Source organism: Pseudomonas sp. PH1b (assembly GCF_000633395.1).
Taxonomy (GTDB): Bacteria; Pseudomonadota; Gammaproteobacteria; order Pseudomonadales; family Pseudomonadaceae; genus Aquipseudomonas.
Genome location: NZ_AYMU01000033.1, coordinates 97,622 through 116,799, shown reverse-complemented (window position 1 = coordinate 116,799; position 19,178 = coordinate 97,622). Strand labels below are relative to the sequence as shown.

Sequence of the window (19,178 nt, the reverse complement as noted above, 5' to 3'; positions counted from 1 at the left end):
CTCTGTTTCCGCTCGGAGGCCACATGAGCGTCACTTCAGATCAGGAATGGGTGAGAGGGCAATTCCCTCGGCTGGACTGGCTACCCGACGAAACACTATTCAGCCTATGCAGTCGACAGCATCTGGTAATGGGTAACCTAGACCCTGCGACTACATCGACTGCCGTGCTGGGCCTATCTGAGAAATTTATAAAGCATGATATTCCTTGCGGCATAGCAGCGTTAGAACAGAATGGATTTCATTATTGGGGAAACGCTGAGTCGATTCTCCTAAATCACACAATATTCTCAGTGTTTATACCGTTCCAAAATAAAATAAAAATTGAAGGTGCAATAATAACTATAAAAAGCGATCGGATTGATTCACTCAAATATCGACTTGGCTTGATATCAAGTGGCTTTGGGGCTGAACACCCTTTGAAAGCATGTCCATACTGTATGCGCGAGGATGTGTACGCCCATGGTATAGCCTACTGGCACCTCACACACCAGTATCCAGGCGTGCTGATCTGTCCACGCCACCAAGCCTGGCTCATGGTATCCACCAAAAGTAGGCGGTGGTCAGGTAGGTTTGAATGGTCGCTACCTACCGAGGACTGCTTGATCCAACAGGCCTCATCACAGAAGCTCTGGTCACGCCCGGTTTTTATGACCTTGGCAAACAATGTCATCGATCTCGCGACCATCGGTCGAGTTACGTCTTTCGAGTCTTGCGCCGTCACAGCGATCTATCGAACAGCAGTACGTCAACGGGGCAGACTCGCATCACTACTCGACCGCATCGAGCCACTTCGCCGCTTTCATCTGTTTGAATCATTGCCGGCAGTCGAGCAAAGCGCCGAATCATTTGTAAACCAGCTTATCCGTTCTCCCCGCAGAAGCATTCATCCTTTGAAGCATCTGGTGCTGATTGATTGGCTATTTGATGACCTGCACTCGTTCCTGAAGGCCTACAACGCTGAAGTAGCCAGACTAGCCCTGCAAGTCGAAAGCATTCCATCGCGGAAACCTGATGAACGAGTCTCGCTCTCAAACGCCGCAGCTCCAACCAAAAACACTCCCAGGCCCAAACGACTCAAAGGCCGGCTTAAAGAGGATCTGCTATCAAAACTGGGCAAGGGTGTTTCGAAACAGGAGCTTTGTGAAGAGTTCCAGATCACGGTCTCGACGATCAATAGGTTGTTGCGTGCCCATCCAGCTACCAATGCCCTGGCTATTGAAGCTAGGCACAGCCGGGAGCTAGCGGAGCACAGAGCACAGTGGCAATACCTGCACAGTCTGCATCCTGAACAGGGAGTCCAAGCCTTGAGAAATACAATTCCTTCTCTCTATGCATGGCTTTATAGAAATGACAAATCATGGCTGATGGTAGAAGGGCAAACCTTCATCAAACCTGCCCATGTGGAAAGGCACCCTGTTGACTGGGAGGCCCGGGATTCTCGGCTGCTCAGCATGCTAAGAAAGGTATGCGAGGCGGTCGCCGGGCTGCCGCGAGGTCCGGTCACTACAACCGAGCTGTACGCCAAGGTTCCCATGCTCTCATCTTGCTTGGAAAATCGGGACCGATACGCTCAGTCCAGAACATACCTGTCCACGGTATTGCATCGCTCCAAGTCGACAGTTCTCCACGACCATGGGGCAATGCGATAAGGCCAGCGAGTTTCGGTAGCTCTCTCGCCGGCTGAAGATATGAACGAGGTGTAAGGACATGAGTAACATTTCGATCCTAGGATTGACCCTTTCGCGCCCGACAGCATGCTGGAGCTCAAAATACCGCGTCTACGAGCTCAGACGGTTACAGCTATTGATACAGGCGACTCACACCTTAGGAACCCGTCAAAACGCCGAAAGGTGGCTCGTTTCACCAGTACTTGCACTCAACCGACGCAGCCCTTGCTGTCTGCTGACCAAACCTAGCGGCTACACTGAGGTTCGAGACGTATTGCTCAGAATTGAATACGGCATCTATATGTGACCTGTTCTGTATCCCTGGCGGAGCAGCGAGCGAGAGGAAACAGCAGTATTCACCGCCAGGGATTGACCAGTTGATCTTATAGTATGAAGGGGATATCGAAACCCATGGGAATAAGTTCATTAGAAATTAGTCCTCGTAGGGTACATTTAGAGAGGAAAACTATTTCCGCCTGTGAACACCAGGCGGCGCATTCTTAACTCGTTCGGGTTTAGGTTGAGGGCCTTTTCTTTTCGGGCGCTCAAAACTACAGCATGGATAATATACTGGCCGCCAATCCCACATCCGTAATGAGTCCCTAGCAGGGAACGGACAACACCAAACACCAACACCTTGATCATAGTTTTCTTCAACGAAATGCGTTGATTCTTGATACCCTGAAATATACGTAGACCACAATGATTCAATCGGGCGGATTTCATCCCCATATGCTTTCACGTCAATTACAAAGTCAGAAAATTTTTCATAGATCCCCAAAACGGCCTGGATAATAAAATCAGTGTTTTCTCGATGCGGTAGCCTATTTTTAAACCTTGCTCCTTTGACAATTTCTAGGCGCCATTTAATTGTATCTCCCAGCGGTTGGTCGTACCTGGAGTCCAAAATTCTAAGCTTAAGGTTATCGTCTTGATGGATTTTCTCATCTAGAACCGCAAGAACTGCCTCCTCAGAGAGGTGATGGGTGGCTGACAGAATCTCTGCAAAAACTTGAGCCTTCTTCAACTCAACTAGATCTGTGTTCAACATCACTGGGCTGTCTTTAAGATGCAGTCCCTTACAGGTAGTCCACATCACATTCAGATCATGGCCGCCGTGGCAGAACGGCTCATCACAGCGAGGGCAGCGTTTGACTAGCTCTACATTGTGTTCAGCGCAGACCTTGAGCTCACAACAGTGAGCACGCCTCCAGAAGGAGAATCCTAAGCGTTTAATATCTTCGGCAACACAAATCGGGCAGAACCCCGCTGGGGTTCTATTAGAACCGTAACAATACGAATGACCTACGTATTCGCCTCTTGAATAGGAGATATCTTGGATATTCTTAAAAACTTCATTTAGCGGATAGTTAGTATGCTTATGAAGCATTTTATTAAAGCCGTAACAGCCAATCCATCCCTGCATTTCGGCGATTAACAAGATATCCGCGCGCAAGGCGCGGTTTTTGGGAAACTTTCGAAAAACCTCTTCGGAAGAATGTTTGCCTTTAATAAAAAGCGTTCTTGCCACAAAGGAACGCACAGTCTCTTCAGGCTGAATAGATAAGATCATTTGCTCGTCAAAACCTTGAAGTGCGTCCCGAGCACAGTGGGCCGGAAAAAGCGTCACCGGCTACTCGATCGAGGGGTTCGAAGGCGCCAGCGACAGACTTTATTTATTTCCGACAGACTTTATTTCGTAGGTTCACAGCGACGTCCCGCTGTGGATAACTCACTCCACCGTTACCGACTTGGCCAGGTTGCGCGGCTGGTCGACGTCGGTGCCCTTGAGCACCGCCACGTAGTAGGACAGCAGCTGCAGCGGGATGGTGTAGAGGATCGGCGAGAGGATGTCGTGGATATGCGGCATCTGGATCACGTGGGTGCCTTCGCCATTGGTCATGGCCGCCTGCTCGTCGGCGAACACGATCAGCTCGCCGCCACGGGCACGGACTTCCTGCAGGTTGGACTTGAGCTTCTCCAGCAGTTCGTTGTTCGGCGCCACGGTGACCACCGGCATGTCGTTATCCACAAGGGCCAGCGGGCCGTGCTTGAGCTCGCCGGCCGGGTAGGCTTCGGCGTGGATGTAGGAGATTTCCTTGAGCTTGAGCGAACCTTCCATCGCCACCGGGTACTGGGCGCCACGGCCGAGGAACAGGGTGTGGTGCTTGTCGGCGAACAATTCGGCGGTCTTCTCCACCACCGCATCCATGGCCAGGGCTTCGCCCAGGCGGATCGGCAAGCGACGCAGTTCTTCCACCAGCTCGGCTTCCACGCCGGCCGCCAGGGTGCCACGCACCTGGCCCAGGGACAGGGTCAGCAGCAGCAGGCCCACCAGTTGGGTGGTGAAGGCCTTGGTCGAGGCCACGCCGATTTCACGGCCGGCCTGGGTCAGCAGGGTCAGGTCCGACTCACGCACCAGCGAGCTGATGCCGACGTTGCAGATCGCCAGGCTGGCGAGGAAGCCCAGCTCCTTGGCGTTGCGCAAAGCGGCCAGAGTGTCGGCGGTTTCACCGGACTGGGAAATGGTCACGAACAGGGTGTCGGGCTGCACCACCACCTTGCGGTAGCGGAACTCGCTGGCCACTTCGACCTGGCACGGAATGCCGGCCAGTTCTTCCAGCCAGTAACGGGCAACCATGCCGGCGTGGTAGCTGGTGCCGCAGGCAACGATCTGCACATTGCGCACCTTGGCGAACAGCTCGGCAGCCTGGGGGCCGAAGGCCTGGACCAACACCTGGTTGGCGCTCAGGCGGCCTTCCAGGGTGCGCTGCACCACGGACGGCTGCTCGTGGATTTCCTTGAGCATGTAGTGGCGGTACTCGCCCTTGTCCGCGGCTTCGGCGCCGTCGCGGTACTGCACGGCTTCACGTTCCACGGCCTTGCCGCTGATGTCCCAGATCTGCACGCTGTCGCGGCGGATCTCGGCGATGTCGCCTTCTTCCAGGTACATGAACCGGTCGGTGACCTGGCGCAGGGCCAGTTGGTCGGAGGCGAGGAAGTTCTCTCCCAGGCCCAGGCCGATCACCAGCGGGCTGCCGCTGCGGGCCGCAACCAGGCGGTCCGGCTGGCTGGCGCTGATCACTGCCAGGCCGTAGGCACCGTGCAGTTCCTTGACCGTGGCCTTGAGCGCGACGGTCAGGTCGCCCAGGTCCTTGAGCTTGTGGTTGAGCAGGTGGGCGATGACTTCGGTGTCGGTGTCCGAAGTGAACTCATAGCCCAGGACACTGAGTTGAGCCCGCAGGGCTTCGTGGTTCTCGATGATGCCGTTGTGCACGATCGCCAGGTCGCCGGAGAAATGCGGGTGGGCATTGCGCTCGCACGGCGCGCCGTGGGTGGCCCAGCGGGTGTGGGCGATGCCCAGACGGCCCATCAACGGCTCAGCGGCCAGGGCTTGCTCCAGCTCGCTGACCTTGCCCGGGCGGCGCATGCGCTCGAGCTTGCCAGCGTTGGTGTAGACCGCCACACCGGCGCTGTCGTAGCCGCGGTATTCGAGGCGCTTGAGGCCTTCCAGCAAAATGGCGGTGATATTGCGTTCAGCAACGGCGCCAACAATTCCACACATGGTTTCTCTCCTAGCTGACAGCCGCGCAAATCAGGGTTATGCCGCGGGCCTGGATCTGGTCGCGGACCTCTAAGGGCAGGCGATCATCGGTAATAAGGGTATGGACGCTGCTCCATGGCAGCTCCAGGTTGGGAATCTTGCGGCCGATCTTGTCGGATTCGACCATCACCACCACTTCCCGGGCCACTTCAGCCATGACTCGGCTCAAGCCCAGCAGCTCGTTGAAGGTGGTGGTGCCACGGGCCAGGTCGATGCCATCGGCACCGATAAACAGTTGGTCGAAGTCGTATGAGCGTAGAACCTGCTCGGCCACCTGGCCCTGGAAGGACTCGGAATGCGGGTCCCAGGTGCCACCGGTCATCAACAGCACCGGTTCGTGCTCCAGCTCGCTCAGGGCGTTGGCCACATTCAGCGAGTTGGTCATGACCACCAGGCCAGGTTGCAGGCCCAGTTCGGGGATCATCGCGGCGGTGGTGCTGCCGCTGTCGATGATGATGCGCGCATGTTCACGGATACGCTGCACCGCGGCACGGGCAATGGCCTGCTTGTAGAGGGATACGGGCTGGCCAAGATCGCTGACCAGTTCCTGGGGCATGGTGATCGCTCCACCGTAGCGGCGCAGCAGCAAACCATTGCTTTCCAGGGCAGCCAGGTCCTTTCGAATCGTAACTTCCGAGGTTTCGAAACGCTTGGCCAGCTCGTCGACACTCACTTCGCCCTGTTCATTGAGCAAGGCAAGGATGTTGTGGCGACGTTGGGGTGTGTTGCGTTTCGACATGATGGCTTTAAGTTTCGATTCGAAAGATAACGGAAGCAATAAAAACCCAAGATCGAAACTTCGTCAAGCACGGAGGTGAAAAAATTCGCCGGCAAGCCGGCTCCTACCGATCGGTGTAGGAGCCGGCTTGCCGGCGAAAGGGTTGTGGATAACTTCAGCCCTTGCTGATCTTTTCCGGCCGTTTCCAGCCGTCGATGTTCTTCTGCCGTGCCCGGCCTACCGCCAGTTGGGCCGGAGCCACATCCTGGGTGATGGTGGAGCCGGCAGCGGTGGTGGCACCGCTAGAGATATCCACAGGCGCCACCAACGAGTTGTTGGAGCCGATGAACACGTCTTCGCCCATGACGGTCTTGTGCTTGTTCACCCCGTCGTAGTTGCAGGTGATGGTGCCGGCGCCGATGTTGGTGCGTGCACCGATCACCGCGTCGCCCAGGTAGGTCAGGTGGCCGGCCTTGGCGCCCTGGCCCAGGTGGGCGTTCTTCAGTTCGACGAAGTTACCCACATGAGCACGGGCTTCCAGCACGGTGCCGGGGCGCAGGCGGGCGAACGGGCCGGCATCACTGCCCTCGCCCATGACCGCGCCATCGAGATGACTGTTAGCCTTGATCACCACGCCCTTGCGCAGGGTGCTGTCCTTGATCACGCAGTTGGGGCCGATCACCACGTCGTCCTCGATCACCACCCGGCCTTCGAGAATCACGTTGATGTCGATCAGCACGTCGCGGCCCACGGTGACGTCGCCGCGCACGTCGAAGCGTGCCGGGTCGCGCAGGGTCACGCCCTGGGCCATCAACCGGCGTCCGGCCCGCAGCTGGTAGTGACGCTCCAGTTCAGCCAGTTGCTTGCGGTCGTTGGCGCCCTGCACTTCCATGGCGTCGTGGGGCTGCTCGGTGGCGACGATCAGGCCGTCGCTGACCGCCATGGCGATCACGTCGGTGAGGTAGTACTCGCCCTGGGCGTTGTTGTTGGACAAGCGGCCGGTCCAGTCGCCCAGGCGCTTGCCGGGCACCGCGAGGATTCCGGTGTTGCCTTCGGTGATGGCCCGCGTGGCTTCGTCGGCATCCTTCTGCTCGACGATGGCGGTGACCTTGCCATTGCCGTCACGGACGATGCGCCCGTAGCCGGTCGGGTCATCCAGCTCAACGGTAAGCAGGCCCAGTTGCTCCGGGCCCACCTGCTGGAGCAGGCGCTGCAGGGTCTCGACTTCGATCAGCGGCACGTCGCCGTAGAGAATCAATACGGTGTCCGCAGTAATGAAGGGCACCGCCTGGGCCACGGCGTGGCCGGTGCCCAGTTGCTTGTCCTGCAGCACGAAATTCAGGTCGTCCGCGGCCAGACGCTCGCGCACGGCATCGGCACCGTGGCCGATCACCACGTGGATGCGCTGTGGATCGAGTTGCCGGGCGCTGTGGATAACATGCCCGAGCATGGAGTTGCCGGCGACCGGGTGCAGCACCTTGGGCAGCGCCGAACGCATGCGGGTGCCCTGGCCTGCGGCGAGGATAACGATTTCGAGAGACATGACTGGCTACCAATCCTGGAAGGTCAGACTGCGACCAAGAGGGGGGTGAATGGCGGAAAATAAAAAGGGTAGCCGAGGCTACCCTTTTTAATCAATCACACAGAAAGCCTGCGACTTAGCCGCCGAACTTCTTGCGGATCTGCTGGACGGTGCGCAGCTGAGCTGCAGCCTCGGCCAGACGTGCAGCAGCAGAACCGTAGTCGAAATCTGCGCCTTTTTCATTCAGGGCCTTCTCAGCAGCCTTGACGGCTTCCTGAGCGGAGGCTTCGTCCAGGTCGGCAGCACGTTGCACGGTGTCGGCAAGAACCTTGACCATGTTCGGCTGAACCTCGAGGAAACCACCGGAGATGTAGAACACCTCGGCTTCCCCGCCCTGCTTGATCAAGCGGATCGGACCTGGCTTCAGATTGGTGATCAGCGGTGCGTGACCCAGAGCGATACCAAGATCACCCAGTTCACCGTGCGCAACCACCATCTCCACCAGACCGGAGAAGATTTCCCCTTCCGCGCTGACGATATCGCAATGGACTGTCATAGCCATCTGCTTGCCTCAACCTAAATTAGCGCCCGTTGCCGGGCGCCGGGATTACAGTTTCTTGGCTTTCTCGATCGCTTCTTCGATGCCGCCGACCATGTAGAACGCTTGTTCTGGCAGGTGGTCGTAGTCACCGTTGAGGATGCCTTTGAAGCCCGCGATGGTGTCTTTCAGGGAAACGTATTTACCTGGAGAACCGGTGAAGACTTCAGCCACGAAGAACGGCTGCGACAAGAAGCGCTGGATCTTACGAGCGCGGGATACCAACTGCTTGTCGGCTTCCGACAGTTCGTCCATACCCAGGATCGCGATGATGTCCTTCAGCTCTTTGTAACGCTGCAGTACATACTGAACGCCGCGAGCGGTCTCGTAGTGTTCGTTGCCGATCACGTTCGGGTCCAGCTGACGGGAAGTCGAGTCCAGTGGGTCTACCGCTGGGTAGATACCCAGGGAAGCGATGTCACGGGACAGAACGACGGTGGCGTCCAAGTGGGCGAAGGTGGTCGCTGGCGACGGGTCGGTCAAGTCGTCCGCAGGTACGTATACCGCTTGGATCGAGGTGATCGAACCTTCCTTGGTCGAAGTGATACGTTCTTGCAGAACGCCCATCTCTTCAGCCAGGGTCGGCTGGTAGCCTACTGCCGAAGGCATACGGCCCAGCAGTGCGGATACTTCGGTACCGGCCAGGGTGTAACGATAGATGTTGTCGACGAACAGCAGAACGTCGTTACCTTCGTCACGGAACTTCTCGGCCATGGTCAGGCCGGTCAGGGCTACGCGCAGACGGTTGCCCGGCGGCTCGTTCATCTGACCGTAAACCAGTGCCACTTTGTCCAGAACGTTGGAGTCCTTCATCTCGTGGTAGAAGTCGTTACCCTCACGAGTACGCTCACCCACACCGGCGAACACGGAATAACCGCTGTGCTCGATGGCGATGTTACGGATCAGTTCCATCATGTTTACGGTCTTGCCTACACCGGCACCACCGAACAGACCAACCTTGCCGCCTTTGGCAAACGGGCAAACCAGGTCGATAACCTTGATGCCGGTTTCCAGCAGGTCGTTGCCGCCTGCCTGGTCTGCGAAGGACGGAGCGGCGCGGTGAATGCCCCAACGCTCGTCGGTGTCGATTGGACCGGCTTCGTCGATCGGGTTGCCCAGAACGTCCATGATCCGGCCCAGGGTCGCTTTACCGACCGGTACGGAGATAGCTGCCTTGGTGTCGACAACGTCCAGACCGCGCTTCAAGCCTTCGGTGGAACCCATCGCAATGGTACGAACCACGCCGTCGCCCAGCTGCTGCTGAACTTCCAGAGTGGTTTCCGCGCCTTGTACTTTCAGCGCGTTGTAGATGCTCGGTACGCTGTCGCGTGGAAATTCCACGTCGATAACGGCGCCGATGATTTGAACGATACGTCCGCTACTCATAGCTGGATCCTCTGAATATTTGAACCGTTAAACCGCGGCAGCGCCGCCGACGATTTCCGAGATCTCTTGGGTGATCGCAGCCTGACGCGCCTTGTTGTAGATCAGCTGCAAATCGCTGATCAAATCACCGGCGTTGTCGGTAGCGTTCTTCATTGCGATCATCCGCGCCGCTTGTTCAGCTGCGTTGTTCTCGACCACCGCCTGGTAGACCTGCGACTCAACGTAACGGACCATCAAGCCGTCCAGCAGCTCCTTGGCATCCGGTTCGTAGAGGTAGTCCCAGTGGTGCTTGAGTTCTTGATCCGGGGTTGCCTCCAGTGGAATCAACTGCTCCACGGTCGGCTGCTGGGTCATGGTGTTGATGAACTTGTTGGATACCACGGACAGGCGGTCGATCCGGCCTTCCAGGTACGCATCCAGCATCACCTTGACGCTGCCGATCAGGTCATTGATCGACGGCTCTTCACCCAGATGGCTGATAGCTGCAACGACGTTACCGCCGAAGTTGCGGAAGAAGGCCGCACCCTTGCTACCGACCACACACAGATCGATCTCGACGCCTTGTTCGCGGTTTACCGCCATGTCCTTGACCAGGGCCTTGAACAGGTTGGTGTTCAAGCCACCACACAGACCACGGTCACTGCTCACCACAACGTAACCGACGCGCTTGATAGCACGGTCGATCATGAAGGGGTGACGATATTCCGGGTTGGCGTTGGCCAGATGACCAATAACCTGGCGGATGCGCTCCGCATAAGGACGGCTAGCAGCCATGCGCATTTGTGCCTTGCGCATTTTGCTGACCGCCACTTTTTCCATGGCGCTGGTAATTTTTTGCGTGCTTTTGATGCTCGCAATCTTACTGCGAATCTCTTTTGCGCCTGCCATGTAACACCTATCAGGTTAGCAAGCGGGAGCCTTGCGGCTCCCGCTGCGGCTTACCAGGTTTGGGTGGCTTTGAACTTCTCGATACCGGCTTTCAGGCCAGCGTCGATTTCGTCATTGAAGTCACCCTTCACGTTGATCTTCGCCATCAGTTCGGCGTGATCGCGGTTGAAGTAAGCAATCATGGCCTGTTCGAAGCTACCAACTTTGGCAATCTCGACGTCCGTCAGGAAGCCACGTTCAGCGGCATACAGGGACAAGGACATGTCGGCGATGGACATCGGCGCATATTGCTTCTGCTTCATCAGCTCGGTAACGCGCTGACCATGCTCAAGTTGCTTGCGGGTCGCTTCGTCCAGGTCAGAGGCGAACTGGGCGAATGCCGCCAGTTCACGGTACTGAGCCAGAGCGGTACGGATACCACCGGACAGCTTCTTGATGATCTTGGTCTGAGCGGCACCACCCACACGGGATACCGAAACACCGGCGTTCACAGCTGGACGGATGCCAGAGTTGAACATGGCCGATTCCAGGAAGATCTGACCGTCGGTGATGGAAATCACGTTGGTCGGAACGAACGCGGAAACGTCGCCAGCCTGGGTTTCGATGATCGGCAGTGCGGTCAGGGAACCGGTTTTGCCGGTCACTGCGCCGTTGGTGAACTTCTCTACGTACTCTTCCGAAACGCGGGATGCGCGCTCCAGCAGACGGGAGTGGAGATAGAACACGTCGCCTGGGTAAGCTTCACGGCCTGGTGGACGGCGCAGCAGCAGGGAGATCTGGCGGTAAGCCACTGCCTGCTTGGACAGATCGTCATAAACGATCAGTGCGTCTTCACCGCGGTCGCGGAAGTATTCGCCCATGGTGCAACCGGAGTACGGTGCCAGGAACTGCAGCGCAGGAGATTCGGAAGCACTGGCAGCCACCACGATGGTGTTGGCCAGGGCGCCGTTTTCTTCCAGCTTGCGAACCACGTTGGCGATGGTCGATTGCTTCTGACCGATGGCTACGTAGACGCAGAAAATGCCGCTGTCTTTCTGGTTGATGATCGCGTCGATCGCCAGAGCGGTCTTACCGATCTGACGGTCACCGATGATCAGCTCACGCTGGCCACGGCCGACCGGGATCATGGCATCGACAGCCTTGTAGCCAGTCTGTACAGGCTGGTCTACCGACTTACGCCAGATCACGCCTGGAGCAACTTTCTCGACCGCATCGGTCTCGGTGTTGTTCAGCGGACCTTTGCCGTCAACTGGGTTACCCAGTGCGTCGACTACGCGACCCAGCAGTTCCTTACCAACAGGAACCTCGAGGATGCGGCCGGTGCACTTGGCGCTCATGCCTTCAGCCAGAGACTGGTAAGCACCCAATACAACGGCACCTACAGAGTCTTGCTCCAGGTTGAGGGCCATACCGTAGACGCCGCCCGGAAACTCGATCATCTCGCCGTACATAACGTCGGCCAGACCGTGAATCCGCACGATGCCGTCAGAAACGCTGACGACAGTGCCTTCGTTACGGGCTTGGGAGGTCACATCGAGCTTGTCGATGCGGCCCTTGATAATTTCACTTATTTCGGAAGGATTGAGTTGCTGCATTGCTCTGCTGCCCCTTCAAACTCAAGATTTCAATGCTTCGGCAAGGTTCGCGAGTTTGCCGCGAATCGAGCCATCGATAACCAGGTCGCCGGCGCGGATTACGACGCCACCAATCAAGCTGGCATCCTCCGCAGCGTGCAGTCGCACTTCCCGGCCGAGCCGTGCACTGAGAACCTTGGCGAGTTTGTCTTGCTGTTCTTGGTTCAATGCGTAAGCACTGGTGACATCCACATCTACCGACTTCTCTTGCTCGGCCTTGTACAGGTCGAACAGAGCCGAGATCTCCGGCAACAGCAGGAGACGATCGTTTTCGGCGGCAACGTGAATGAAATTCTGTGCCTGTGCATCAAACTTGTCGCCACACACTTCAATAAAAGTGCTGGCCTTTTCTGCGCTCGTCAGTCGCGGGGCCTTAAGCACGCGCTGCATGGTGTCATCTTGTGACACCGCTGCAGCCAGGCCGAGCATGGCTGACCAAGAGGCCAGCTGCTGGTGGGCCTGAGCGTGCTCGAAGGCCGCCTTAGCGTAAGGTCGGGCCAACGTGGTCAATTCTGCCATGATCGCCCTCGCTTAAATTTCAGCAGCCAGTTTGTTAACCAGCTCTGCGTGCGCGTTTTGATCGATTGTGGCACCCAGGATCTTCTCTGCACCATTGACTGCCAGGCTACCCAGTTGGGCACGCAGCGCGTCTTTGACACCGTTCAGTTCCTGTTCGATCTCGGCCTGAGCCTGAGCCTTCACACGTTCAGCTTCGACACGAGCCTGTTCACGGGCTTCGTCGACGATCTGAGAACCGCGCTTCTTGGCTTGCTCAATGATTTCAGCTGCCTGAGCTTTTGCTTCGCGCAGTTGCTGACCCGCTTTATCTTGGGCCAGTTCCAGGTCACGAGCTGCTCGGTTGGCAGCGTCCAATCCATCCGCGATCTTCTTTTGACGTTCGTGCAAAGCAGCAATGACCGGAGGCCAAATGAACTTCATGCAGAACAATACAAAAATTAAGAACGCAACGGACTGGCCAATCAGGGTTGCATTAATGTTCACGCCAACACCTCGCTCGTTCGTTGTCCGTCACACCAATCAACTCGAAGAATCGAGTGATTAGCCAGCGAGTTGACCAACGAAGGGGTTTGCGAAGGTGAAGAACAGAGCGATACCAACACCGATCATGGTTACGGCGTCGAGCAGACCGGCAACGATGAACATTTTAACTTGCAGCATTGGAACCATTTCTGGCTGACGCGCTGCGCCTTCCAGGAACTTGCCGCCCAGCAGGCCGAAACCAATTGCGGTACCCAGTGCGCCCAGGCCGATCAACAGTGCAACAGCGATAGCGGTTAGACCAACTACAGTTTCCATCTTTCCTCCCGACTTTTACGTCGTATGGTTTAGGTTTTTTAGATTAAAGCGGTAAAACAAATCGTTTCATCGAGCCCGAGACGGGCTCCCTCTCGCCGCAACGAGAGGGACATCAGACTAGTCGAGACTGGTCTTAATGGTTCTCTTCGTGCGCCATCGACAGGTAGACGATGGTCAGCATCATGAAGATAAAGGCCTGCAGGGTGATGATCAGGATGTGGAACACAGCCCACGCCCATTGCAGAACCACACCCATCCCGCTGAGCCACAGCAGGCCGCTGCCGAACATCACAGCGATCAGGATGAACACCAGTTCGCCGGCATACATGTTGCCGAACAGACGCAGTGCCAGAGAGATTGGCTTGGCGATCAGGGTCACGAACTCCAGCAGGAAGTTCACCGGAATCAGCAGCGCCTGAACCAGAATGTTCTTGCTGCCGAACGGATGCAGGGTCAGTTCGCCGATGAAGCCGCCGATGCCCTTGACCTTGATGCTGTAGAAAATGATCAGTGCGAACACCGACAGGGCCATGCCCAGGGTCGCGTTCGGGTCAGTAGTGGAAACCGCACGGAATGGAATGTGCGGATCGCCCGAGATCAACATGGCCAGTTGTGGAATCCAGTCCACCGGTACCAGGTCGATGGCGTTCATCAGGAACACCCAGACGAAAATGGTCAGCGCCAGCGGTGCAATCACCGGGCTGCGACCGTGGAAGCTGTCCTTCACGCTGCCATCGACGAAGCCAACCATCACCTCGACGAAGTTCTGCAAAGCGCCCGGCACGCCGGAAGTCGCCTTCTTGGCCGCCATGCGGAACAGAAGAATGAAGATCACACCCAGTGCGACAGACCAGCCGAGGGTATCGACGTGGAATGCCCAGAAGCCCATTTCCTTGGCTTCTGCTGCGGAGTGGGCAAAGCCCCAGCTCCCATTGGGTAGCTGACCGAAGGTCAGGTTCTGCAAGTGGTGCTGGATATAGCCCGAAGCGGTTGTTTCTGCTGACATGGTTGCCTCAAACGCCCTAAGGTCTCGAAAGTCTTGTTCTCATTAGCAGGGGAGCGAACCAGCTGACCATCTGGGTCAGCACGAAGACGCCGAATACAGCCAGCGGCGCCAATGGCTTCACACCTGCAAACGTCAGTGCAAACAGCACCGCCGTCAAAATCAGTTTGCCCGCCTCACCGGCATAAAAAGACCGGACGATGGCTTGGGCTGCTCGGGCGCCGGAAAACCGAAATGCCCTGTGAGCGAAATACACATTGGGTAGCAAGGCTATCAGTCCTCCGCAAAGGCCTGAGTATCCGGCTACGACTCCACGCCATTGCCAGAGCGCCAGAGCGGCTATCAGTAGAATGACCAACTGAGCCAATAAAACCGGAAAAACCGCCAAGCGATGAAACGGCAAGCGGTTTGGCGTGCGGGTTTCCATCGCTCTTGCTCCTCAAGGGTCGGCTGCCAGAATTCAATAACTTGGCATAATTTGTGCCGACAAAATGCGCGCAGAGTATAGGGGCGGTTCAGCCCCTATTCAACTGCCGGGTAGTGATTTCCGACTGCGCGCTACATAAGGAAATGTTTCAGCGGATGTGAGCGAGGACGCCTTGCAGCTCATCCAGGGAGTTGTAGCCGATCACCAGCTGACCTTTGCCCTTCTTCCCGTGGCGGATCTGCACCGCAGAGCCCAGGCGCTCGGCCAGGCGCTGCTCGAGACGAGCGATATCCGGGTCCGGTTTGACCGGTTCGGCAGGCTCCTGCTTGCCGCTCAGCCACTGGCGTACCAGGGCTTCTGTCTGGCGCACCGTCAGGCCTCGTGCGACAACGTGTCGCGCCCCTTCAACCTGTTGATTTTCCGGCAATCCGAGCAATGCACGGGCGTGCCCCATTTCCAGGTCGCCGTGGGACAGCATGGTCTTGATCACCTCAGGCAAGGCAATCAGGCGCAGCAGGTTGGCCACGCTGACGCGGGACTTGCCCACCGCCTCGGCGACCTGTTGCTGAGTCAGCTGGAATTCCTGCTGCAGGCGCTGCAGGGCTACCGCTTCTTCGATGGGATTGAGGTCTTCGCGCTGGATGTTCTCGATCAATGCCATGGCAATGGCGGTTTCATCGGGGACATCGCGGACCATCGCCGGGATGGTTTCCTGGCCAGCCTGCTGGCTGGCACGCCAGCGGCGTTCACCGGCGATGATCTCGAAACGACCACCACCGATAGGGCGCACCACGATCGGCTGCATAACCCCCTGGGTCTTGATCGAGTTCGCCAGTTCTTCCAGCGCTTGCGGATCCATGTCCCGGCGCGGCTGGTACTTGCCGCGCTGAATCAGGTCCAGGGGCAGGTGTTGCAGTTCACGCTGGTCAGCCTGCACCGCTTGTTCTTCCAGTGCGCTGACAGTCGGACCACTCAACAGTGCATCCAGTCCACGTCCGAGACCTCGTTTCTTGACGGCCATGGGGATTCCTTAAGTTGGCTGGGCGGCTGCGGCGCGCGATTGTTTACGTTGCCGGCGAACCATCTCGCCCGCCAGGGCCAGATAGGCCAGCGCGCCACGGGATTGTTTGTCGTACGCCAATGCCGGCATGCCGTAGCTCGGCGCCTCGGCCAAACGGATGTTGCGCGGAATCACGGTGTCGTAGAGCTGATCACCGAAGTGTTCCTTGAGCTGCGCCGACACATCGTTCATCAGGCTCAGGCGCGGGTCGAACATGGTCCGCAGCAAGCCTTCGATCTTCAGCTCAGGGTTGAGCAGTTCAGCGATGCGCTTGATGTTATCCACAAGGTCGCTCAAGCCTTCCAGGGCGTAGTACTCGCACTGCATGGGGATAATCACCCCATCGGCGGCCACCAGGGCATTGAGGGTGAGCATCGACAGCGACGGCGGGCAGTCGATCAGGATGTAGTCGTAGTTCTCACGGATCGGTGCCAGGGCGCTGCGCAGACGGCTTTCCTTCATCTGCATTTCCAGCAGCACCACTTCCGCGGCGGTCAGGTCGCGGTTGGCCGGCAACAATTGATAACCACCGTGCTCGGAATAGTGCATGGCCTGGGCCAGGTCGCATTCGCCGATCAGCAGGTCATAGACCGAGTTTTCCAAACCGTGTTTATCCACACCGCTACCCATGGTGGCGTTGCCCTGTGGATCGAGATCGATCAGCAGCACCCGGCGCTTGGTCGCTACCAGGGATGCTGCGAGGTTGATGCAGGTGGTGGTCTTGCCCACGCCACCTTTCTGGTTCGCTATCGCGAATACCTTAGCCATTCTTGCTTGTGTTCCCAATCATGCCGTGCGGCGCAGTATCAGCAGATGGCGTTGGCCTTGGCAACCGGGTACGGCCAAGGCGTGTTCGCTATCGAGGTGGAAGTCTGCCGGCAATGCTAACAGCTCATCGGAGGGATGGACGCCCTTCATTGCCAGCCAGCGTGTATCGCGGTCGCCGAGGTGGCGGGTCCAGCTGGTGAAGTTTTCCATGCTGCTGAACGCCCGGGAAATGATCCCGTTGAAAGGCCGTTCAGGCGTGAAGGCTTCGACCCGACTGTGGATAACTTGCAGGTTGTCCAGCTTGAGCTCCAGTTTGACCTGGGTCAGGAACCGGGTTTTCTTGCCGTTGCTGTCCAGACAGGTGACCTGCGACTCGGGAAACAGGATCGCCAGCGGGATGCCGGGCATGCCGCCGCCGCTACCGACATCCAGCCAATGGCCGTTTTCGATGAACGACATCACGCTCAGGCTGTCGAGCAAGTGGCGGGAAACCATTTCGTCGGGATCGCGCACCGCGGTCAGGTTGTAGGCCTTGTTCCATTTGATCAACAGGGCCAGGTAGCCCAGCAGCAATTGCTGCTGGGTTTCGCTCAGGCTGACGCCAAGCTGGCGAGCACCTGTGGATAACTCTTCGGCGTGTTTCGAGGTAACCAACGAACTCAAGCGCTTTGCTCCAACTGACGGCCCGCGCCGCGTTTTTTCAAATGAATCATCAACAGGGAAATCGCCGCCGGGGTCACGCCGGGAATCCGTGAGGCCTGGCCCAGGGTTTCTGGACGGGTCGCGCCGAGCTTGCTCTGGATTTCCTTCGACAGTCCGGAAATACCGGAATAGTCGATATCCACAGGCAGCTTGGTGTCTTCGCTGGCACGCAGCCGGGCAATCTCGTCCTGCTGACGGTCGATGTAACCGGCGTACTTGGTCTTGATCTCGACCTGTTCCGCGACCTGCGGGTCTTCTGCGCCCTGCCCAGTCACTTCGACCAGACCAGCGTAGTCGATTTCCGGACGGCTCAAGAGGTTCAACAGGTTGTATTCGTGAGTCAGCGGGGTACCGAATTTTTGCGCGATGGCATCGCCCTGCTCGGTGCCCGGGCGAACCCAGGTGGACTTCAAGCGCTGCTCTTCCTGGGCGATTTCTTCACGCTTCTTGCAAAACGCGGCCCAGCGCACGTCATCCACCAGGCCCAGTTCGCGACCTTTTTCGGTCAGACGCAGGTCAGCGTTGTCTTCGCGCAGGATCAGGCGATATTCCGCCCGGGACGTGAACATCCGGTACGGTTCCTGGGTACCCAGGGTGATCAGGTCGTCTACCAGCACGCCGATGTAGGCTTCGTCGCGACGCGGGCACCAGCTGTCTTTGCCTTGAGCACGCAGTGCCGCATTGGCCCCGGCCAGCAAACCTTGGGCTCCGGCCTCTTCGTAACCGGTGGTGCCGTTGATCTGTCCGGCAAAGAACAGACCGCCGATAACCTTGGTTTCCAGGCTGTACTTCAAGTCCCGCGGGTCGAAGTAGTCATATTCGATGGCATAGCCTGGACGCACGATGTGGGCGTTTTCCATGCCGCGGATCGATTGCACGATCTGCAACTGCACATCGAACGGCAAGGATGTGGATATCCCGTTCGGGTACAGCTCATGGGTGGTCAAGCCTTCGGGTTCGATGAAGACCTGGTGGCTTTCCTTGTCGGCAAAGCGGTGGATCTTGTCTTCGATCGACGGGCAGTAGCGTGGGCCAATGCCTTCAATCACCCCGGAGTACATCGGCGAACGGTCGAGGTTCGAGGCGATGATCTCGTGGGTGCGGGCGTTGGTGTGGGTAATCCAGCAACTGACCTGCTGCGGATGCTGTTCCTTGGAGCCCAGGAACGACATCACCGGAATCGGCGTATCGCCGGGTTGCTCGGTCATCACCGAGAAATCCACAGAACGGCCATCGATACGTGGCGGTGTACCGGTTTTCAGGCGGCCGACACGTAACGGCAGCTCCCGCAGTCGTTGCGCCAGGGCTATCGAGGGCGGATCGCCGGCGCGACCGCCGGAATAGTTCTGCATGCCGATGTGGATAAGTCCGCCGAGGAAGGTTCCGGTGGTCAACACCACGGATTCGGCGAAGAAACGCAGACCCATCTGAGTCACGACGCCACGTACCTGATCCTGCTCGACGATCAGGTCGTCGGCCGCCTGTTGAAATATCCACAGGTTGGGCTGGTTTTCCAGAATCTCGCGTACCGCGGCCTTGTACAGAACGCGGTCGGCCTGGGCGCGAGTAGCGCGCACGGCTGGGCCTTTGCGGCTGTTCAAGACGCGAAACTGAATACCACCTTTATCGGTGGCCATGGCCATCGCGCCGCCCAGGGCATCGATTTCCTTGACCAGATGGCTCTTGCCGATCCCGCCAATTGCGGGGTTGCAACTCATGGCTCCGAGGGTTTCCACGTTATGCGTCAGCAACAGGGTTTTTGCCCCCATGCGTGCTGATGCAAGTGCTGCCTCGGTACCGGCATGACCGCCGCCGATGACGATCACTTCAAAACGGGAAGGGAAATCCACCACGCACCTCGTGCCTGCTTCAAGTAGGAGTAAT

19 protein-coding genes are annotated in these 19,178 nt (G+C 57.7%); 2 read left to right on the top strand and 17 right to left on the bottom strand.

Going from position 1 to position 19,178, the window contains the following annotated elements:
* Positions 1–23: 23 nt before the first annotated feature.
* Both U873_RS35635 and U873_RS37300 read left to right on the top strand, forming a co-directional pair.
* Positions 24–1,649, top strand: a complete 1,626-nt coding sequence (locus U873_RS35635) for a TnsD family transposase (protein WP_256245276.1) — start codon at positions 24–26, stop codon at positions 1,647–1,649.
* A 58-nt stretch (positions 1,650–1,707) separates the two neighbouring features.
* A complete protein-coding gene (locus tag U873_RS37300) occupies positions 1,708–1,974 on the top strand; it encodes an MbcA/ParS/Xre antitoxin family protein (RefSeq protein WP_081818744.1) in 267 nt (88 codons plus the stop codon).
* A gap of 159 nt (positions 1,975–2,133) precedes the next feature.
* On the opposite strand, the gene U873_RS35625 is transcribed toward U873_RS37300, so the two are convergent.
* From U873_RS35625 to mnmG, 17 genes are all read right to left on the bottom strand, one after another.
* Positions 2,134–3,297 carry a TniQ family protein gene (locus U873_RS35625; protein ID WP_256245275.1) on the bottom strand — a complete coding sequence of 388 codons (1,164 nt, stop codon included), beginning with the start codon at positions 3,295–3,297 and terminating at the stop codon, positions 2,134–2,136.
* A 102-nt stretch (positions 3,298–3,399) separates the two neighbouring features.
* Complete coding sequence (gene glmS, locus U873_RS0132050; protein ID WP_025132149.1) at positions 3,400–5,232, bottom strand: glutamine--fructose-6-phosphate transaminase (isomerizing); 1,833 nt, start codon at positions 5,230–5,232, stop codon at positions 3,400–3,402.
* Between the two features lie 10 nt (positions 5,233–5,242).
* Positions 5,243–6,013: a DeoR/GlpR family DNA-binding transcription regulator gene (locus tag U873_RS0132045; protein WP_177330338.1), complete on the bottom strand. Its 771-nt coding sequence runs from the start codon at positions 6,011–6,013 to the stop codon at positions 5,243–5,245.
* A 151-nt stretch (positions 6,014–6,164) separates the two neighbouring features.
* The gene (gene glmU, locus U873_RS0132040) at positions 6,165–7,532 is read right to left on the bottom strand and encodes a bifunctional UDP-N-acetylglucosamine diphosphorylase/glucosamine-1-phosphate N-acetyltransferase GlmU (protein WP_025132147.1); all 1,368 of its coding nucleotides are present in this window, start codon (positions 7,530–7,532) and stop codon (positions 6,165–6,167) included.
* 115 nt (positions 7,533–7,647) lie between these two features.
* The gene (locus tag U873_RS0132035) at positions 7,648–8,073 is read right to left on the bottom strand and encodes a F0F1 ATP synthase subunit epsilon (protein ID WP_011064380.1); all 426 of its coding nucleotides are present in this window, start codon (positions 8,071–8,073) and stop codon (positions 7,648–7,650) included.
* 45 nt (positions 8,074–8,118) lie between these two features.
* The gene (atpD, locus tag U873_RS0132030) at positions 8,119–9,495 is read right to left on the bottom strand and encodes a F0F1 ATP synthase subunit beta (protein ID WP_025132146.1); all 1,377 of its coding nucleotides are present in this window, start codon (positions 9,493–9,495) and stop codon (positions 8,119–8,121) included.
* 27 nt (positions 9,496–9,522) lie between these two features.
* Entirely contained in the window at positions 9,523–10,383 is an 861-nt protein-coding gene (atpG, locus tag U873_RS0132025) for a F0F1 ATP synthase subunit gamma (RefSeq protein ID WP_011064382.1), read from the bottom strand.
* Between the two features lie 50 nt (positions 10,384–10,433).
* Positions 10,434–11,978, bottom strand: a complete 1,545-nt coding sequence (atpA, locus tag U873_RS0132020; protein ID WP_025132145.1) for a F0F1 ATP synthase subunit alpha — start codon at positions 11,976–11,978, stop codon at positions 10,434–10,436.
* 21 nt (positions 11,979–11,999) lie between these two features.
* On the bottom strand, positions 12,000–12,536 hold the full coding sequence (locus U873_RS0132015) for a F0F1 ATP synthase subunit delta (protein ID WP_025132144.1): 537 nt from the start codon (positions 12,534–12,536) through the stop codon (positions 12,000–12,002).
* A 12-nt stretch (positions 12,537–12,548) separates the two neighbouring features.
* Positions 12,549–13,019, bottom strand: a complete 471-nt coding sequence (locus U873_RS0132010; RefSeq protein ID WP_025132143.1) for a F0F1 ATP synthase subunit B — start codon at positions 13,017–13,019, stop codon at positions 12,549–12,551.
* A gap of 57 nt (positions 13,020–13,076) precedes the next feature.
* Positions 13,077–13,334, bottom strand: a complete 258-nt coding sequence (gene atpE / locus U873_RS35620) for a F0F1 ATP synthase subunit C (RefSeq protein ID WP_002555987.1) — start codon at positions 13,332–13,334, stop codon at positions 13,077–13,079.
* A 133-nt stretch (positions 13,335–13,467) separates the two neighbouring features.
* Entirely contained in the window at positions 13,468–14,340 is an 873-nt protein-coding gene (gene atpB, locus U873_RS0132000; RefSeq protein WP_025132141.1) for a F0F1 ATP synthase subunit A, read from the bottom strand.
* A gap of 16 nt (positions 14,341–14,356) precedes the next feature.
* Positions 14,357–14,764 (bottom strand): F0F1 ATP synthase subunit I, encoded by a 408-nt coding sequence (locus U873_RS0131995; RefSeq protein WP_025132140.1) that lies wholly within the window; start codon positions 14,762–14,764, stop codon positions 14,357–14,359.
* A gap of 148 nt (positions 14,765–14,912) precedes the next feature.
* A complete protein-coding gene (locus U873_RS0131990) occupies positions 14,913–15,785 on the bottom strand; it encodes a ParB/RepB/Spo0J family partition protein (RefSeq protein ID WP_025132139.1) in 873 nt (290 codons plus the stop codon).
* Positions 15,786–15,794: 9 nt separating this feature from the next.
* Positions 15,795–16,592 carry a ParA family protein gene (locus U873_RS0131985; RefSeq protein WP_025132138.1) on the bottom strand — a complete coding sequence of 266 codons (798 nt, stop codon included), beginning with the start codon at positions 16,590–16,592 and terminating at the stop codon, positions 15,795–15,797.
* Between the two features lie 18 nt (positions 16,593–16,610).
* Positions 16,611–17,255, bottom strand: a complete 645-nt coding sequence (gene rsmG / locus U873_RS0131980; RefSeq protein WP_025132137.1) for a 16S rRNA (guanine(527)-N(7))-methyltransferase RsmG — start codon at positions 17,253–17,255, stop codon at positions 16,611–16,613.
* Positions 17,252–19,144 (bottom strand): tRNA uridine-5-carboxymethylaminomethyl(34) synthesis enzyme MnmG, encoded by a 1,893-nt coding sequence (gene mnmG / locus U873_RS0131975; RefSeq protein ID WP_025132136.1) that lies wholly within the window; start codon positions 19,142–19,144, stop codon positions 17,252–17,254. Before mnmG ends, rsmG begins: the two co-directional genes overlap by 4 nt.
* Between the last annotated feature and the right edge of the window lie 34 nt (positions 19,145–19,178).

What these genes read in the sequence shown, in the direction of transcription:
- U873_RS35635 (WP_256245276.1), top strand. Translation starts at nt 24, where the DNA reads ATGAGCGTCACTTCAGATCAGGAATGGGTGAGAGGGCAATTCCCTCGG.
- U873_RS37300 (WP_081818744.1), top strand. Translation starts at nt 1,708, where the DNA reads ATGAGTAACATTTCGATCCTAGGATTGACCCTTTCGCGCCCGACAGCA.
- glmS (WP_025132149.1), bottom strand. Translation starts at nt 5,232, where the DNA reads ATGTGTGGAATTGTTGGCGCCGTTGCTGAACGCAATATCACCGCCATT.
- glmU (WP_025132147.1), bottom strand. Translation starts at nt 7,532, where the DNA reads ATGTCTCTCGAAATCGTTATCCTCGCCGCAGGCCAGGGCACCCGCATG.
- U873_RS0132035 (WP_011064380.1), bottom strand. Translation starts at nt 8,073, where the DNA reads ATGGCTATGACAGTCCATTGCGATATCGTCAGCGCGGAAGGGGAAATC.
- atpD (WP_025132146.1), bottom strand. Translation starts at nt 9,495, where the DNA reads ATGAGTAGCGGACGTATCGTTCAAATCATCGGCGCCGTTATCGACGTG.
- atpG (WP_011064382.1), bottom strand. Translation starts at nt 10,383, where the DNA reads ATGGCAGGCGCAAAAGAGATTCGCAGTAAGATTGCGAGCATCAAAAGC.
- atpA (WP_025132145.1), bottom strand. Translation starts at nt 11,978, where the DNA reads ATGCAGCAACTCAATCCTTCCGAAATAAGTGAAATTATCAAGGGCCGC.
- U873_RS0132015 (WP_025132144.1), bottom strand. Translation starts at nt 12,536, where the DNA reads ATGGCAGAATTGACCACGTTGGCCCGACCTTACGCTAAGGCGGCCTTC.
- atpE (WP_002555987.1), bottom strand. Translation starts at nt 13,334, where the DNA reads ATGGAAACTGTAGTTGGTCTAACCGCTATCGCTGTTGCACTGTTGATC.
- atpB (WP_025132141.1), bottom strand. Translation starts at nt 14,340, where the DNA reads ATGTCAGCAGAAACAACCGCTTCGGGCTATATCCAGCACCACTTGCAG.
- U873_RS0131995 (WP_025132140.1), bottom strand. Translation starts at nt 14,764, where the DNA reads ATGGAAACCCGCACGCCAAACCGCTTGCCGTTTCATCGCTTGGCGGTT.
- U873_RS0131990 (WP_025132139.1), bottom strand. Translation starts at nt 15,785, where the DNA reads ATGGCCGTCAAGAAACGAGGTCTCGGACGTGGACTGGATGCACTGTTG.
- U873_RS0131985 (WP_025132138.1), bottom strand. Translation starts at nt 16,592, where the DNA reads ATGGCTAAGGTATTCGCGATAGCGAACCAGAAAGGTGGCGTGGGCAAG.